This is a genomic window from Glycomyces rhizosphaerae, assembly GCF_042647865.1.
Classification (GTDB): domain Bacteria; phylum Actinomycetota; class Actinomycetes; order Mycobacteriales; family Micromonosporaceae; genus Glycomyces; species Glycomyces rhizosphaerae.
Genome location: NZ_JBHRWO010000004.1, coordinates 208,540 through 224,517, shown reverse-complemented (window position 1 = coordinate 224,517; position 15,978 = coordinate 208,540). Strand labels below are relative to the sequence as shown.

The following is a 15,978-nucleotide window of genomic DNA, read 5'->3' as shown; positions in this document are numbered from 1 at the left end:
TCGTGTCACCAATTGGACACGAGCCGGACACCGTGTCAGCCCGCACGCACCTGCCCCGGTTCGGCGCGATGCTCGCCCATTTGGCGGAAGCCCTTGGCCGCCAACCAGAAGCCGAGGACGAGGAGCACGATCCCGGGGACGAGGTCGCGCACCATCTCGTCGGTCGCCCAGTCCAGCTGCTGTTCGGGGGTCAGATCTATCCCGTCCTGGACCGCTCCGTCGACTGCGATCGCGCAGATGGTGGTCCCGCTGGATTCGCAGACGTCGAAGGTCATCCGTTCGACCAGCGCGGTCACGGTGACCAGCAGGCCGACCAGCATCGCGATCGCGCCGGCGACGACCAGCCCTGTGCCGCGGCTTCTGGCTGCGCGGATCTCTTCCGGCGCAGCGGGTTCGAGCGCGTGCAGCTCCACGATGAGGTCGCCGCGACGTTCGGCGTCGCCGGGCACAGGCATGCCCTTGCCGCGGATGAGGATCAGGGCGCCGTCGTCGGTGCCGGCCACGACCTGGAGTTCGATGTCGCCGTCGAGCGTCTCGACGTCGACGATGTCGCCTTCTTCGAGGACCTCCGGCTCGACCTCGACCACGGTCCGGAGGTCGACGCCCTCGCGGGTGAGGGCCTGGTGCTCGCGCTCGCGGACCACGGCGGTGACGCCGCCGTCGATGCCTTCGCAGTCCAAGGTCACGGTCTCGCCGTCGGCAAGGCCCGCAGGGAGTGTCACGGTCACATCGCGGTCGAGCATCATCGTCCCGGCGCCGCGGCAGTAGGCGCAGACGTCGCCTTCGTCGCGGCCGGAGCCCTCACAGTTGACGCAGGGACCGAGGGAGGGAACCGTGATGGTCAGCTCGCCCCCGAAGGCCAGCTCCGCCAAGGTCAGCTGCAGGTCGATCGGGCCGTCAGAGTGGGGTTCGCCGGGCATGAGGGGGTCCTCCGTGGTGGCATGCGTCACCGATGTCGGTTTGCCCCATGGTAAGCGCCGCTACTGCGGGCGGTCGACCCGCAGGACCCGGTAGCCGTTGGCGCTCGCGTGCTTGTCGACGGCCCAGCCCTGCTCGGCGAGCCAGCGCGCGAGCGAGTCGGCGCCGAGGTGCTTCGAGACGACGAGCCATGCGACGCCGCCGTCCTTCAGGCGCGGCAGCCAGGTCTCGAGCAGTTCGTGAAGGGCTTCCTTGCCGACCTTGATGGGCGGGTTCGACCAGATCTCGTCGAATCGCACGTCGGCGGGGACCTCCTCGGGTGCGGCGGTGTGCACCGTGCCGGGGGTCTTCTCGGTGTTGCGCCGGGTCAGGTCGAGCGCCCGGCGGTTGACGTCGACGGCCCAGACCTCGGCGTCGTCGCGCTGGGCGAGCACCGCGCTGATCGGCCCGTACCCGCAGCCCAGGTCGAGGAAGGTCCCGGCGGTCTCGGGCGGGACGACCTTGTTCAGGAGCACGCTGGTGCCGGGGTCGAGGCGGCCGCCGGAGAAGACCCCGGTGGAGGTGGTCAGCTCGTAGGAGACGCCGTCGAGTTCGAACTCGATGGTGCGCTCGCGGTCGTCGACGGCGGGCTGCTCGCTGAAGTAGTGCTCTGGCTGCTCGGCTGGGCCTTTGGACATGTCGACCATTGTCGCGCGCCGGGCCCGCGCGGCTCGGCCGGATCGGCCGGGAAGAGACCTGCGCGTCGGCAGGCGGCCGGTGAGGCGCCCGGGTCGCTGTGTGACATGTGATATGTCACGTGTCATGCCTTGTCACCCGATGAGGCGAACGCCGTTCAACGGCGTCCATCTCCCGAGGGAACGTTTCCCGGTTTCGGCGGTTTCCGGGTCTAAGCTGCCTCCATGGCACATGGCCCGTCACCGTTCGGTGTTCCCCAGGAGACGCAGGCGCACCGTTCTCAGGACAATCCGGGATACGACTGGGCTGAGAACGACGAGCGCTCGCCGCAGCGTGAGCCCACCGTGCGGCTCAGCCCGGAAGACCGCACGACAGTGCGGATCAGCTCGAAGGACCGCGCGCTGTCTCCTCCTGCGCAGCGTTCTCCCGAAGAGGAGATGGAGGCGCACCTCGATCAGATCCACGCCTCGCGGCCGCTGCGCCGCGCCGCGCAGCGCGCCCGGAGCCGCACGCGGTGGTGGCTCATCGCGCTCGCGATCGTCAGCGCGGTCGCGGTCGCCGCGGCCTGCACGGCGGGAGCGTTCATCGTCCTGCGCGAGGGCGAGCCGGAGCCGTCGGCGCCGAGCGCGGCACCCGAGTCCGGCCAGCCGTCCGCAGCGGACGCATCGGCCGCGCCCGAGGTGGTCGACCCGATCGCCAGTCGCGCCACCGACACCGCGCCGATCTCGATTGAGGAGCTGTTCGGGGCGGACACGATCAGCCCTGCTGGCGGCACGGGGGCGTACAAGGTCCTTGAGACCGAAGAGCTCTCGAAGTGCGCCGACGCCGGCCTGGACGAACTCGCCGAGCTGCTGGCGGACGCCGACTGCACCCAGACCGTGCGCGCGACCGTGATCAACCCGGACGGCGAGTACGCGGCCACCGCGGGCGTCCTCAACCTCGCCGACACCGCCGAGGCGGACGCGATGCGCGCTGCGATCGAAGCGGGCCTCGACGGCGGCTTCGCCGCCCTCCGGACCGACGGCGAGGCCGAGGAGCTCGGCCGCGCCGCGACGATGGTCGGCTACAACACGTACGGCCATTACCTGATGTACGTGGTCATCGGCCGCACCGACGGAGAACCCATCGAGGAGGCGTCGGATCCGGTGCGCGCCATCGTGAGCGACCTGGTCGACGTGTGGTTCATCGACCAGCTCAACCCGCGGCGCGACGTGCAGTGAGGATCGCCGGCCCCCGAACGTGAACGGAGGGTCCCGGTAGATCGGACACTGCGCCAATACCGCCCGCGCCTCAAGGTGCGGGCGGTTCTCGTTGTGCGACTGCGCCCCTCGGCGAACTTCCGCCCCTCGGTCACCGACCGGATCATGTCGCATATGTGAACAATCGACTGTGGCCCTTGCCATAGCCGATGATCCCATGTTTTGATCAATCAAGGCCGTCGTCCCATCCCCGGACGGCCCACTCCCCCACGACCGGCTGCGCCGGTCGCCCCAACTGCATCACGCAGGAGCCGAACATGTCTTCCTGGACCCTCCCCATCCGCCGCGCCCTGGCCGCGCTCGCCGCGACAGCGCTGGCCGTCCTCTCGGTCGTCATCCTCGATGCCGCACCCGCCCAAGCCGTCCGGCCTCCGGGCATCCCCTCGACCGCGACCGCGCAGTCCGAACTCAACGCGCTCACCGTGGCCGCCGAGTCCCACGGCTCGACCTACGACCGCGACCTCTTCCCCCACTGGCGGTCCGTGACCGGCTCCGGCGGCTGCACCGCCCGCCAGTACGTCCTCAAGCGCGACGGCCAGAACGTCGTCACCAGCGACGGCTGCCAGCCCACCTCCGGCAACTGGCAGTCCGACTTCGACAACACTTGGACGACAACGGTCTCCAACGCCACGATCGACCACGTCGTCGCCCTCTCCGAGGCCTGGGCCTCCGGCGCCTGGAACTGGACCACCGCCCAGCGCCAGGCCTTCGCGAACGACATCAACTCGCCCCAGCTCTGGATCGCCACCACCTCGGCGAACTCCTCCAAGAGCGACTACGACCCGGCCGAGTGGATGCCCGTCAACACCACCGGTCTGCGGTGCGACTACGTCAAGGCCTGGACGCACGTCAAGTACCTGTACAAGCTCTCGGTCGACTCGGCTGAGAAGTCCGCGATCCAGTCGCACCTGACGAACTACTGCGGTTCCTCGGGCGGCACGCCGACCAACTGCAACGGTTCGAAGACGACCGCGGCCGCCATTCCCGAAGGCTCGCCGCTGAACTCGACGATCGCGCTGTCCTGCACCGGCACCGCCTCCTCCACGAGCTCGGTGACGGTCAACATCACCCACCCGTACAGCGGTGACATCACCATCGCGCTCATCGCCCCCGACGGCACGAGCCGAACGCTCAAGGCCGCCGGCGGCTCCGGCGCGAACATCGCCGCGACCTACAGCGTCAACCTGTCCACCGAAGCCCGTTCGGGCACTTGGACGCTGCGGGTGACCGACACCTACTCGGGCGGATCCAGCGGCACGCTCAACAGCTGGTCCCTGAGCATCTAGTCCCCCGATGACCGCGCGATGAGAGGGCCGGGCGCCGTGGCGCCCGGCCCTCCTCCCATCCACCGCAGGTTGAAAGCTTTATCCGAAGTGGTCAGTCGCTGACCTGGCCGCTCCAGTGCGAGACCCTGCGGCGGATCGAACCACCCTCGCCTGCTTCGACGCCACCGCGCGCTTCCCGGTTCCATTCGGGCGACTGCGTCAAATAGAACAGGTACGCGAGCGCCGGTCCGACGATCACCGCCGCGATCCCCACGGCCACGAGCAGCCCCTGCAGGGTCGCCCGAGCGCCCGCGCCGTCGGCGATGGTCACCTGGTCGACCAGGACCCACGGGTACTGGCCGATCCCCCAGCCGGCCATCACCGTCGCCACCGCGACCACAGCGGCCAACCGGGCCGGGCTGTAGTGCCTGCGCCACAACAGGACCAGCGTCACGATCCCGCCGACCGCGGACAACGCCATGACCGGCGCGGCGCGGCTGGTCAGGCCGTCCCAGAACGTCGGCGCGTCGCGCTCGATCGGAATGAGCCCGGCGAAGACGACGACCCCGGTCGCCGCACCGACCACAAGGGACCGAATGCGGAGCTTCGCCGCCAGCGCCGCCTCGCCGCGGCGGGCCGCGTCGGCGGTCAGGAACGTCGCGGCCAGGAACGCGCAGGTCCCCACCGAGATCAACCCGGTGAACAGCGCTGTCGCATTTGTCCACGACGACCACGGGTCGCCGTTCCCGCCCGCGGGGACCCGGCCCGAGGCCAGCGCCCCGACGATCGTGCCGAGGAAGAACGGGGCGAGCACCGAGGACGTCGCGAAGACGACGCCGAACAGCTTCGCCTGCCACAGGGTCTCGCTCTGCTTGCGGAACGCGAAGCTCGCGCCGCGCAGGACGATGCCGACGAGGGCGAGCACCAACGGCACGTACAGCGTGGTCATGGTGGCGGCGTAGGACTCGGGGAAGCCGGTCCACCACATGACCAGCACGTAGATGAGCCAGACGTGGTTGGCCTCCCAGACCGGGCCGATGCTGTGGTCGATGAGCGTCCGCAATGGAGCTCCGCGGCGGGCGCCGCCCGCGGTGAGGTCGTGGAAGCCGGAGCCGAAGTCCGCGCCGCCGAGGACGGCGTAGCAGACGACCCCGGCGAACAGCGCTGCGGCGACGGCGAATTCGAGCGACATCATTTCGCGGTCTCCTTCGCGATCGCGGCGGCCGAGCCGTCGGTGCCGTCCTTTTCATCGGGGCACTCGCGGACCTCGGCAGGTCCGTCGGCCGCCAGGAGCTTCGGCCCGTAGGGGCTGGGCAGGTCGGCGGCGCCTTCGCGCCAGCGCCGGGCCATCGAGCGCAGGATCGCGATCGCGGCGATCGTCATGCCGCCGTAAAGGACCACCGATCCCAGGTACATCCACCACAGGCCGCCCGAGTGATCGGCGGCGGCCTCGGTCGTGCGCATGACGCCGTAGACGATCCACGGCTGGCGGCCGACCTCGGTGGCGATCCAGCCCGCCTCCATCGCGGTCATGGCGAGCAGCCCGCTGACCGCCATGAACCGCAGGAACCAGCGGTTCTCGAGCAGGTCCCGTTTGCGCCAGCGCAGGAACCAGAACAGCGCCACGGTCGCCAGGAGCAGCAGGCCGATGCCGATCATGGCCTGGAACGAGTAATGGGTGAAGTTCACCGGCGGCTCGTCCTCCTCCGCGAACTGGTCGAGCCCGGGCACCGGTTCGGTGAACGAGTTCAGGGACGCGATCGAGCTGAGGTACGGGATCTCGATGGCCCACTTGACTTCGCCGTCGATGTAGAAGCCGCCGATCGTCAGCGGCGTCGCGCCGTCGGCGGTCTCGTCGGCGTATTCGAACGCGGCGAGCTTCGCGGGTTGGCGCTCGGCCAGGTCGTGGCCGAGGAAGTGGCCCGCGAGCGGCTGCGCGAGGGCCGCGATCGTCGCGAACGCGAACGGCACCATGAACCCGAGGCGGTGGTGCCGGTCGCGGCGGCCTTTGAGCATCCCGACCGCGTAGACGGCGGCGATCGAGAAGCCCGCGACCATGTAGGCGGCGAGCCACATGTGCGCGAACGCCAGGAACGCGTGCTGGTTGAACAGCACGGCCCAGGGTTCGATGTTCGTGACTTCGCCGTTCACGATGTCGAAGCCGACCGGGGCGTTCATCCAGGCGTTCACCGCGAGGACGCAGTACGTGCCGACCACGCCGGTGATCGCCATGGGCAGCACCATGAGCAGGTGGAGTTTCGGGGGCATCTTGCCCCAGCCGTAGAGGTAGATGCCGAGGAAGATCGCCTCGAGGAAGAAGGCGAGGCCTTCGAAGGCGAAGGGGAGTCCGAGCACGTCGCCGAAGTTGCCCATGAGGCCGGGCCACAGGAGGCCCATCTCGAAGCTGAGGACGGTGCCGGAGACCGCGCCGATCGCGAAGAGCACGGCGGAGGCCTTGCCCCAGCGCTTGGCGAGGTTGAGCGCGACGGGGTCGTTCTTCCTGATGCCGCGCAAGTGCATCACGAAGATGATGGCGGGGAACGCGACCCCGAAGCAGGCCAGGATGATGTGCCATCCGAGGGACAGCGCCATCTGCTGGCGGGCGGGCATGAGCCCCGCGGGGTCGGCGGCGGCGACTACATCGGACGCCTGGGCGAGGAGCTGGGTTGCATCCATGCCTTGAAGCTACGGTGCCGTCCGCCCGAATCCACGCTCTTGTGAATGCTTTCACAAGAGCGCGAAACGTGAGATCGAACGTGTTCAAAAACGTTATCACCAGGGGAAAGGCCCCGGAACCTGCGACTACGCCCGAAGCGCTCGCTGCCGCGCCGGGCCGCGCTCAAATTCGCGATTCTTCCTGAAGCCGGTCGCCGCACCCGGATCCGGGTCCCCCCAGGCGGCCGGTGCCGCCGCTCGGCGTTGACAAGCATCTTCGACTTGATGTACAGTATTTTGTACATCAAGTCCAATCCAATCGACCTGGGAGGCGTGATGTCCTACAAGAGCCGGCGGACGCTCGTGAGCATGATCGCGGGCACCGCACTCCTGGCCGCCTACGCGGCGTATGCGATCGACCGAGCACGAGCGGGAACCGAAAGCCTCGGCACCTGGGCGCTCACCATCCTCGTCTTCCTCGGGATCAGCATCGCCGCGCTCATCATCGTGCAGATCCTCTTCCACATCGCGATGGCCGCGACCCTCGCCGTCAAAGACCAGGGTAGGAACCCCGGCCAACCCGAACGCGACCTCGACGCCGCCATGGTCGAAGACGAGATGGACCGCCTCATCGCCCTCCGATCCACCCGGATCAACTACGCCTGCGTCAGCATCGGCATCGGCATCGCCTTGGCCGCGATCGCGTTCGGCGCGCCGGCCGCGATCGGCCTCCACGTGCTCCTGGCCGCACTCGTCATCGGATCGCTCGCGGCCGGCGCCGCCGAGATCATCGACTACGAACGCGGTGTCCGCCATGGCTGACAAGCTCCGCATCACCAACCGGATCCGCGAACTCCGCTTCTTCGCCGACGAGATGACGCAGGCCGAACTCGCCGAACGCGCAGGCGCCTCCCGCCAGACCATCGTCAACGTCGAGGCCGGCAAGTACACCCCCTCGCTCGAACTCGCCTTCCGCATCGCCGACGTCTTCGGCGTGACCATCGGCGACGTCTTCGAGCGCCATCTCCCCGAACCGCCGAGCGGCGGGCCGCCGAAGGCCCGCCGCGCCAAGAAGGGCAACCCCCCATGACCCACCCCTACCGAGCCGGAGCGAGACTCGCCGGCGCGATGTTCCTCATCGCCATGGCCGCCAGCCTCACCGGCGGCATCCTCATCGTGACCGCGATCGACCAGGCCGACACCTTGAACGAGTTCCTCGACCACCGGCCGGCCCTCCTCACCGGGGTCGCGCTCGAAATCGTCAACGCCCTGGCCGTACTCGTCATCGCCGCAGCACTGTGGACACCGCTTCGCCACAGCAGCACAACGGCCGCCACCGCCTACCTGGTGATCCGCGTGGTCGAAGCGACCGTCTGCGCGTTCGCCGCACTCATGCCGATCGCGATGCTCGCGCTGGCCGAGCAGGACTCGACCGAAGGCTGGGCGCTGAACGCCTTCAGGGACAGCCTGGTCGGCACCGGAGTGCCGGTCTTCTTCGGCGCAGGCGCCCTGGTGCTGTACGCGGTCCTGTACCGATCCGGGCTGGTGCCCGCGTACATCGCGATCTGGGGCCTGATCGGCGCGGTCGGCGTCCTCGTCAACATGTTCGTCACCGACGACGCGATCCGGCCGGTACTCGTGCTGCCGATCATCACCAATGAGGTGTTCCTCGGGATCTACCTGCTGGTCAAAGGCTTCCAGCCAGCGGCAACACGGTAAGAGGACGGGCCGGACGACACTCGTCCGGCCCATCGAATACCCCTACGCCCCCAGATCCGATGCGGCGGCGATCAACTCCGCCAGTTCCTCGACGTCCGGGTCCTCGGTCGTCTCGGCGAGTTCCTGCGCCGCAGGCAGGATCGCCTCGCAGTCGAACTCGGCGCTGCCGCGCAGGATCTCGGCGAAGGCCGCCGCGACCATGTCGACGCTCAGGTGCGGGCCGGGTCCGTCCGCCAAAGTGTCGGTCGGCAGGGACGCCTCGGCGGTCCCCGTCTCCTCGGTCTCCGGGTCCTGCCAGCGCACGTCGACCGACGCGACATCCCCGGCCTCACCGGTCAGCGACAGCGCGTACAGCGCCGTGACACTGTGCCCCGGGCCGACCTCCCCACCGTCCACACTGTCGTCCTCGAACTCGTCGTCCTCGATCGCCCGGTTCTCGAAGCCGATGAGCCGGTACTCCGCAACGGTCGCCTCGTCAAAGGTCACCTGGATCTTCGCGTCCCGCGCGGTCACCCCGAGCGTCGAGGTCAGGCGCTCCGAGAAGACCCGCTCGGCCTCGGACTCGGTCGCGAAGTAGACCGCCCAGCCGTCGCCGTTGTCGGCCAGCTGCTCCAGCATCTCCTGGTTGTACGAGTCGCCGACTCCAACCGTGAGCAGCGTGATGCCCTCGGCGATGTCCTCGCCCAGTTCCTCGAGCATCTCGTCGTGCTCGGTGATGCCCACGTTCGCCTCGCCGTCGGAGAGCAGGATGACGCGGTTGTCCTTGCCTTCGTCGAAGGCCTCCCCCGCGAGTTCGTAGCCGTCCTCCAGGCCGGCCTGCATGTTGGTGGAGCCGTCCGTCTCGAGGCCGTAGATCGCGTCGTGCAGCTCCTCGCCGTCGCCGACGTCGGTCATCTCCTGGAGCAGCTCGGAATCGTCCGAATAGGTCACGATCGCGACGGAGTCGTTCGGGCGCAGACCGTCGACCAAGGTGTGGAGCGAGTCGCGGACGAGGCCGATGCGGTCGTCCTGTTCCATCGAACCGGATACGTCGATGACGAAGGTCAGGTTCACATCGGCGCGTTCGGTATCGGGTTCGGCGCGGGTCTGGAGGCCCACGCGCATCACGTGGGTCGCGTCGCCGGCCTCGTACCAGTCCGGAAGTTCAGCGCTGTCGACGGTGATCGCGAAGCCGTTCCCCTCCGGTTCGGCGTAGCCCTGGTCGAAGTAGTTGACGAACTCCTCGGGTCGGACCTGGTCGGCCGGAGGCAGCGCCCCGTCCTGGAGCGAGCGGCGCGCGTAGTCGTAGGAGGCGGTGTCCACATCGACCGCGAACGTCGACTCGGGGTCGTCCGCCGGGGACACCGGCTCGTTGGCGTCGTACGTCTCGTCGGCGATCTCGGGTTCGACTTGGGTCATGTCTTGCGCCGCACCGGATTCCGCGTCGCCGGCGCCGCTGCAGGCGGCCAGGGTGATCAGAAGGAGGGCAGCCGGAATACCGGCCACTTGGTGGCGTCTCATGGAGGGGTTCCCTTCTCGCTGGGGATCTCGGGGTTACCTCCATGAGACTGCCGATTCCGCGATTCGGTTCCCCTCGTTGCCGAACCGTGATGGGGCGGTGAGCAATCAGGACCCGACCGTGACCGGGCTGTCATCTCGTAACGATTCGGTCACTGCCGGTCGCAGTACTGCCTCGGGAGCCGGAAGCCGTAGTCCTGCATGACCTCGCGGAGCACATCCGGATAGTCGGTGATGATGCCGTCCACGCCGTCGTCGATGAGCTTGCGCATGGTGGCCTCGTCGTCCACGGTCCACGGGACGACCTCGATGCCGTAGTCGTGCGCGTGGTCGACCATCGCCTCGGTCACGTACGGCACGTAGTTCGCGTCGGTGACCTTCCCGTTCTGCGGGGAGCCGTGGACGGGCGAGAACGCGTCGGCGCCGAACGAGTCGATCGCGGCGATCGGGTCGCCGCCGAAGTCGTCGATGTCGATGCCGCCCAGCCAAGGCGAGGCCCCGGCCTGGCCGGTCTGGAGGAACGAGATGTTCGTGAGCGCGACGATCGGCAGCTCGGGCGCGGTCTCGTCCATGAGCATCAAAGTGCCCCAGTCGAAGCTCTGGATCGTGACCTGACGGCCGATGCGCGCCGCTCGGATGTCGGCGACCACGGTCTCCACGAACGCCTCGCGCGGCGCGGTCTCGTGCGGCGCACCGGCCTCCACTTTGGTCTCGATGTTGAGCGTCACGCCGCGGGCGTGATAGTCCCGCACGAGGTCGAAGACCTCACTCAGCAATGGCATCGTCTCGCCGGGATGCGTCACCTGACCGGGGAAGGCAGTCTGGGCGAGCGTGCCGCAGTCAAGGGTGCGGACCTGGTCCAGGGTGAGGTCCTTGACGTACTTGCCGACATACGGGAACTCGGTGTCGCCATCGAAGGCCGGAGCGGTGTCGAGACACTTGGCGCCACTGACCTTGCGGTCGTGAGTGACGACCGCATGGTCGTCCTCGGTTATCTGGACGTCGAGTTCAAGGGTGGTGACGCCAAGTTCCAGGGCATTCGCGAAGGCAGGCAAGGTGTTCTCGACGACGAGCCCCAACCCGCCGCGGTGGGCCTGAAGGTCGAAGTCGCGCGCAGAGTTCGCGGCGGCAGGGATCGCGGGGAGGGTGATGGTGAGTGCGGCGGCAGCGGTGACCGCCGCCGCGGGGAGGAAGCGTTTCATGGCCTCAGCCTGTCGGCAAGGCCTGTCCCCCAAGTGAATACGATGCGACCATCACCGGTCCAGACCGTATCCGGAGGATTGAGATGCTGGACGACATGCGCGAGCTGCGCGACTCCCTCGAACGCTACCGAGCCGCGGCGCAGGCCGCCGGCATCGAACTGCCTGCCCCCGAACGCAAGACCCCTGCTCCGCCCACTGATCTGGTGCTCCGGATGACCGATGTCGAGCAGATCCCGGAGCAACTGCTCTGGTTGTACTCCATCGGCTGGGGCGCCGCAAGGTTGTTCCCCGAGGGCGTCTTCCTGATGGACTGGCCGGGCGAGGCCGAGATAGCGGAGTACGTCGACTACACGGCGCTCGCCATCGGCGTCCCTTTCCCGTGGCGGCAGCAGTTGCCGATCTTCTTCACCGACCACGTCGTCTTGACGTTCGTGCTGGCAGAGGGCCATGTAGGCGAGATCTGGCACTATGAGTGGGAGCCCGACAGCACGAGCCCGGTCCGCGCCGCCATGAGCCTGGCGGGCCTGTTCGACCAGTGGACGAAGGGCATCGAGATCGGTGTCGTAGTGAAGACCAAGTGGGTCGAATGGCTCCAGGTCATCGTCGAAGGCGACGAGGCCATGAACGACGAGGCCACACTGGAGCGTCTCGCGGTGCTCGGACTCGACCCGTTGGCGTTCCCGCTGTGGATGGGGGGCTGCTCGCGGCTGCGAGAGTGGCAGGCCGCCTGCGGCGTCGACCCGGCCGAGATCGACCGGGAGTTCGACGCGCGGGAGGAAATGGTGGATGCCGCCATCGCCGTCGCGGCCGAGCTCCAACGCTAAAGCGTGCCCACCCGGCGGGTCAGGTCGACCCGGTCCCGCCAAACCGGACGGATCAGCCGGTGACGATGTCCCCCTTCAACGGCGCGAGCGCCCCGGCGATTACTCCGATCGTGTCGCCGTCGACGCCCGCCTCACTGAGCGACGCGGCGAGGTGCTCGACGACGCGGTCGAAGTCGGCGCCGGTGATGCCCCGGCCCTCATGCGCCTTCTGCATGGACCGGCCGCTGTAGGGCCGAGTGCCGCCGAGCGCTTGGGCGACGAACCTGGCCTGGTGCTTCTTGAGCTGGTCCATGTCGGACTCGATGAAATAATCGGCGAGCTGCTCGTCACCGAGGACCTTGCCGTAGAAGATATCGACGACCGCTTCGACGGCGGCGTCCCCGCCGATCTGTTCCAGGATCGTGGTGGTGCTTTCAGACGATGCGTCAGTCATGCACCGAGCGTCCGTTTCGACCGATTCCCTGCGATAGCGGTTGGATTGGATCGCCGTAACTTACGTCTCCACAACGTCGACAGCAGCAAATGCGATGCCGGAAACATGCCGTTCACACCCAGCCGCTACAGGGTGCGCACCCGGCGGGTCAGGTCGACCCGGTCCTGCCAGTCCTTCGGGTCATCGGAGTACGAGACCTCAAGCAGCGTCAGGCCGTGCGGGCCGACGACGTGGACGTCGTTCTTCCGTTCGCCGACGGTGACGATCGAGGCCAGCCATGCCTCATCGCGCCGACCGTCGCCCACTGCCAAGGCGGCGCCGACCAGGCTCCTGACCATCGAATGGCAGAACGCGTCCGCGCGCACCGTCGCCACAGCGACGCCGTCTTCGTCTCGCGCCCAGTCGTACTGCTGCAGTTCCCGGATGGTCGTCGCGCCCTCGCGCGATTTGCAGAAGCCCACGAAGTCGTGCTCGCCGAGGAGGCTCTGGCAGGCCGCGTGCATCCGCTCGACGTCGAGGGGCCGCTGCCAGGCCAGGGTGTCCAAGCGCCGCAGCGGGTTCACGCCCCAGGTCGCGTCGGCCACCCGGTACCGGTAGCGCCGCCACTGGGCCGCGAAGCGCGCGTTGAAGGAGCGGTCGACGGCCGCAACCGAAGTCGCCCGCACGTCCGGCGGGAGGATGCCGCGCATCCGCCACAGCAGCCGCTCCCCCAAGGCCTCCCACTTCGCCGTCGGCACGTCCACGTGCACGACCTGGCCCGTGGCGTGGACGCCGGCGTCGGTCCGGCCGGCCACCGTGAAGTCGCCGATCTCGCCGAAGAGCAGCTCCAGCGCCCGGATGACCTCCGCCGCCACGGTACGCAGCCCCGGCTGCAAAGCCCAGCCCGAGAACTCGGCCCCGTCGTAGGCGACCCCGAGCCGCAGCCGCGTCGTCTCCGCAGCCTGATCCACAACCTCGTCCACAGCAACCCTTCCGGATAAAGCAAACCGCGCGCAGAGCATGAGCCCTGCGCGCGGTTCGCTCTTGGCGAAGCTTGCGAGCCATAAATTGGCTCAGCCGTTCTAGTCGACCAGCTCGATGATCGCCATCGGAGCGTTGTCGCCCTTGCGGTTCCCGGCCTTGATGATCCGGGTGTAGCCGCCCTCGCGGGTGGCGAAGCGCGGGGCGACCTGCTCGAACAGGTCGTGCGTCGCGTCCTTGTTGCGCAGCTTGGCCAGCGCCAGACGGCGGTGGTGCAGCGTGCCCTTCTTGCCGTACGTGATGAGACGCTCGGCGTAGGGGCGCAGACGGCGAGCCTTGGTCACCGTGGTGGTGATGCTGCCGTGCTCGAACAGGGAGGCCGCGAGGCCCGAGAGCATGAGCTTCTCGTGCGCCGGCGAACCGCCCAGACGCGGGCCCTTGGTGGGCTTAGGCATTTCTAACTCCTCTAATGGTGTCGCGGCCGGCCGTCTTACGGAACCGACCACCGTAATCACGCAGCTCTAGAGCTGCTCGGTCTCGCGGAGATCTTCGCCGTCGTCCTCGTACTCGTCGTTGTCGGCGACAGGCGACCCGCCGTAGGCCACTGCGGCCTCGCTGGGGTCGAACGTGCCGGGCGAGTCCTTCAGGCTCAGGCCCATGCCGGCGAGCTTCATCTTGACCTCGTCGATCGACTTCTGCCCGAAATTCCTTATATCCAGCAGGTCGGCCTCGGTGCGGTTTATCAGTTCGCCAACCGTGTTGACGCCCTCGCGCTTGAGGCAGTTGTAGGACCGGACGGTCATGTCCAGGTCCTCGATCGGCAGGGCCAGATCAGCAGCGAGCTGCTGGTCGGCCGGGCTCGGGCCGACGTCGATGCCCTCGGCCTCGGTGTCGAGCTCGCGGTACAGGCCGAACAGCTCCACCAGGGTGGAACCGGCCGACGCCAGCGCGGTGCGCGGGGTCGTGGACGGCTTGGACTCGACGTCGACGGTGAGCTTGTCGAAGTCGGTGCGCTGCTCGACGCGGGTCGCGTCGACGGAGTAGGCCACCTTGAGCACGGGCGAGTAGATCGAGTCGACCGGGATGCGGCCGATCTCGTTGGTCTCGCCCTTGTTGGCCGGCGACGAGACGTAGCCTCGGCCGCGCTCCACCACGAACTCCATGTCGATGCGGCCCTTGGAGTTCAAGGTCGCAAGCTTGAGTTCGGGGTTGTGGACCTGCACGCCGGCGGGCGGCTGGATGTCCCCGGCGAGAACCTCGCCCGGGCCTTCCTTGCGCAGGTACATGGTGGCCGGCTCGTCGCTCTCGGAGGAGACGCAGATCTGCTTGACGTTCAGCACCAGTTCGACGACGTCTTCTTTCACGCCGGGAATGGTGGAGAACTCGTGCAGGACGCCGTCGATCTTGATCGACGTGACCGCCGCGCCCGGGATGGACGACAGCAGCGTGCGCCGCAGCGAGTTGCCGAGCGTGTAGCCGAAACCGGGCTCCAGGGGTTCGATCGTGAACTTGGAGCGGGTCGGGCTGATCTGCTGCTCGGTGAGCGAAGGCCTCTGAGTGATAAGCACTTTTCGATGTTTCCTTTGTTCGGGGCGCCCGCTATTTGACGCCTAAACTCATGGATTTTCGGTGACGATGTCCGCTTGGGTGACGCTGCGCGTGTTAGACGCGGCGACGCTTCGGCGGACGGCAGCCGTTGTGCGGCTGCGGGGTCACGTCGTTGATCGAGCCGACCTCGAGGCCGACGGCCTGGAGGGAGCGGATCGCGGTCTCGCGGCCCGAACCCGGGCCCTTGACGTAGACGTCGACCTTGCGCATGCCGTTGTCCATCGCACGGCGGGCGGCGGCCTCGGCGGCCATCTGCGCGGCGTACGGGGTCGACTTGCGCGAGCCCTTGAAACCGACCTGGCCGGAGGAGGCCCAGGCGATGACAGCACCGGTCGGGTCGGTGATCGACACGATGGTGTTGTTGAAGGTGCTCTTGATGTGGGCGTGCCCGTGGGGCACGTTCTTCTTCTTGGCGCGCGGGTTCTTAGAACCGCCGCGAGTCTTCGGTGGCATCAGCTGGTCTCCTAACGTGCCTTCTTCTTGCCCGCGACGGTCTTCTTCGGACCCTTGCGAGTACGGGCGTTGGTCTTGGTCCGCTGACCGTGAACCGGAAGGCCGTAGCGGTGACGGAGACCCTGGTAGCAGTTGATCTCGATCTTGCGGCGAATGTCGGCCTGCACCTCGCGGCGCAGGTCGCCTTCGACCTGGTACTGCTCCTCGATGTGATTGCGGAGCAAGACCAGCTCTTCGTCAGTGAGGTCCTTGACGCGCTTGTCGCGGTCGAGGCCGGTCGCCGCGATCGTCTCAAGCGAGCGCGTGCGGCCGATGCCGAAAATGTAGGTGAGTGCGATCTCCAGGCGCTTGTCGCGCGGGAGGTCGACTCCAACCAGGCGTGCCATTCAGGCGTACTCCTAGCGTTGTCGGAGGTCTGACCACTGCCTTCTCGTCGGGGTCTGATCCCCTGCCCTGATGGGCGATGCGAGCCTCGGCCTCCGAGCCGAGGGTTGTGCTTGCGCACTGGCG

General features: G+C 68.0%; 17 protein-coding genes and 1 pseudogene. 6 read left to right on the top strand and 12 right to left on the bottom strand.

Annotated elements, in window-relative coordinates; translation table 11 throughout:
• Positions 1–35 precede the first annotated feature (35 nt).
• Positions 36–920 carry a DnaJ C-terminal domain-containing protein gene (locus ACFO8M_RS01840; RefSeq protein WP_387969709.1) on the bottom strand — a complete coding sequence of 295 codons (885 nt, stop codon included), beginning with the start codon at positions 918–920 and terminating at the stop codon, positions 36–38.
• 60 nt (positions 921–980) lie between these two features.
• Positions 981–1,595 (bottom strand): class I SAM-dependent methyltransferase, encoded by a 615-nt coding sequence (locus ACFO8M_RS01835; protein WP_387969707.1) that lies wholly within the window; start codon positions 1,593–1,595, stop codon positions 981–983.
• 222 nt (positions 1,596–1,817) lie between these two features.
• Between ACFO8M_RS01835 and ACFO8M_RS01830 the strand changes: the two genes are divergently transcribed.
• The gene (locus ACFO8M_RS01830) at positions 1,818–2,813 is read left to right on the top strand and encodes a hypothetical protein (RefSeq protein WP_387969704.1); all 996 of its coding nucleotides are present in this window, start codon (positions 1,818–1,820) and stop codon (positions 2,811–2,813) included.
• Positions 2,814–3,109: 296 nt separating this feature from the next.
• Positions 3,110–4,138, top strand: coding sequence for a proprotein convertase P-domain-containing protein (locus ACFO8M_RS01825; protein WP_387969702.1), 1,029 nt, complete (start codon positions 3,110–3,112; stop codon positions 4,136–4,138).
• A gap of 91 nt (positions 4,139–4,229) precedes the next feature.
• On the opposite strand, the gene ACFO8M_RS01820 is transcribed toward ACFO8M_RS01825, so the two are convergent.
• The gene (locus tag ACFO8M_RS01820) at positions 4,230–5,312 is read right to left on the bottom strand and encodes a cytochrome d ubiquinol oxidase subunit II (RefSeq protein WP_387969699.1); all 1,083 of its coding nucleotides are present in this window, start codon (positions 5,310–5,312) and stop codon (positions 4,230–4,232) included.
• A complete protein-coding gene (locus tag ACFO8M_RS01815; RefSeq protein WP_387969696.1) occupies positions 5,309–6,793 on the bottom strand; it encodes a cytochrome ubiquinol oxidase subunit I in 1,485 nt (494 codons plus the stop codon). Before ACFO8M_RS01815 ends, ACFO8M_RS01820 begins: the two co-directional genes overlap by 4 nt.
• A 315-nt stretch (positions 6,794–7,108) precedes the next feature.
• Here ACFO8M_RS01815 and ACFO8M_RS01810 point away from each other — a divergent pair, with 315 nt between their 5' ends.
• The 3 genes from ACFO8M_RS01810 to ACFO8M_RS01800 are packed head-to-tail and all read left to right on the top strand — an operon-like array spanning position 7,109 to position 8,491.
• Positions 7,109–7,594: a hypothetical protein gene (locus ACFO8M_RS01810; RefSeq protein ID WP_387969694.1), complete on the top strand. Its 486-nt coding sequence runs from the start codon at positions 7,109–7,111 to the stop codon at positions 7,592–7,594.
• Positions 7,587–7,862: a helix-turn-helix transcriptional regulator gene (locus ACFO8M_RS01805; protein ID WP_387969691.1), complete on the top strand. Its 276-nt coding sequence runs from the start codon at positions 7,587–7,589 to the stop codon at positions 7,860–7,862. Before ACFO8M_RS01810 ends, ACFO8M_RS01805 begins: the two co-directional genes overlap by 8 nt.
• Positions 7,859–8,491, top strand: a complete 633-nt coding sequence (locus ACFO8M_RS01800; RefSeq protein ID WP_387969688.1) for a DUF4386 domain-containing protein — start codon at positions 7,859–7,861, stop codon at positions 8,489–8,491. The genes ACFO8M_RS01805 and ACFO8M_RS01800 overlap by 4 nt, the downstream gene beginning before the upstream one ends.
• A 42-nt stretch (positions 8,492–8,533) precedes the next feature.
• Here ACFO8M_RS01800 and ACFO8M_RS01795 read toward each other — a convergent pair whose 3' ends face one another.
• Positions 8,534–9,991: a vWA domain-containing protein gene (locus tag ACFO8M_RS01795; protein WP_387969686.1), complete on the bottom strand. Its 1,458-nt coding sequence runs from the start codon at positions 9,989–9,991 to the stop codon at positions 8,534–8,536.
• Positions 9,992–10,140: 149 nt separating this feature from the next.
• The gene (locus tag ACFO8M_RS01790) at positions 10,141–11,190 is read right to left on the bottom strand and encodes a glycerophosphodiester phosphodiesterase family protein (protein ID WP_387969683.1); all 1,050 of its coding nucleotides are present in this window, start codon (positions 11,188–11,190) and stop codon (positions 10,141–10,143) included.
• 83 nt (positions 11,191–11,273) lie between these two features.
• Here ACFO8M_RS01790 and ACFO8M_RS01785 point away from each other — a divergent pair, with 83 nt between their 5' ends.
• The gene (locus ACFO8M_RS01785) at positions 11,274–12,014 is read left to right on the top strand and encodes a hypothetical protein (protein WP_387969680.1); all 741 of its coding nucleotides are present in this window, start codon (positions 11,274–11,276) and stop codon (positions 12,012–12,014) included.
• 52 nt (positions 12,015–12,066) lie between these two features.
• On the opposite strand, the gene ACFO8M_RS01780 is transcribed toward ACFO8M_RS01785, so the two are convergent.
• From ACFO8M_RS01780 to rpsM, 6 genes and pseudogenes are all read right to left on the bottom strand, one after another.
• Positions 12,067–12,447, bottom strand: a complete 381-nt coding sequence (locus tag ACFO8M_RS01780; protein ID WP_387969678.1) for a group I truncated hemoglobin — start codon at positions 12,445–12,447, stop codon at positions 12,067–12,069.
• A 125-nt stretch (positions 12,448–12,572) separates the two neighbouring features.
• On the bottom strand, positions 12,573–13,397 hold the full coding sequence (gene truA / locus ACFO8M_RS01775; protein ID WP_387969676.1) for a tRNA pseudouridine(38-40) synthase TruA: 825 nt from the start codon (positions 13,395–13,397) through the stop codon (positions 12,573–12,575).
• A 117-nt stretch (positions 13,398–13,514) separates the two neighbouring features.
• A pseudogene (gene rplQ, locus ACFO8M_RS01770) lies at positions 13,515–13,862 on the bottom strand (50S ribosomal protein L17); the annotation flags it as partial.
• A 66-nt stretch (positions 13,863–13,928) separates the two neighbouring features.
• Complete coding sequence (locus ACFO8M_RS01765) at positions 13,929–14,975, bottom strand: DNA-directed RNA polymerase subunit alpha (protein WP_387969673.1); 1,047 nt, start codon at positions 14,973–14,975, stop codon at positions 13,929–13,931.
• 94 nt (positions 14,976–15,069) lie between these two features.
• Complete coding sequence (gene rpsK / locus ACFO8M_RS01760) at positions 15,070–15,468, bottom strand: 30S ribosomal protein S11 (protein ID WP_136529806.1); 399 nt, start codon at positions 15,466–15,468, stop codon at positions 15,070–15,072.
• A gap of 11 nt (positions 15,469–15,479) precedes the next feature.
• Positions 15,480–15,854 (bottom strand): 30S ribosomal protein S13, encoded by a 375-nt coding sequence (gene rpsM / locus ACFO8M_RS01755; protein ID WP_387969670.1) that lies wholly within the window; start codon positions 15,852–15,854, stop codon positions 15,480–15,482.
• Between the last annotated feature and the right edge of the window lie 124 nt (positions 15,855–15,978).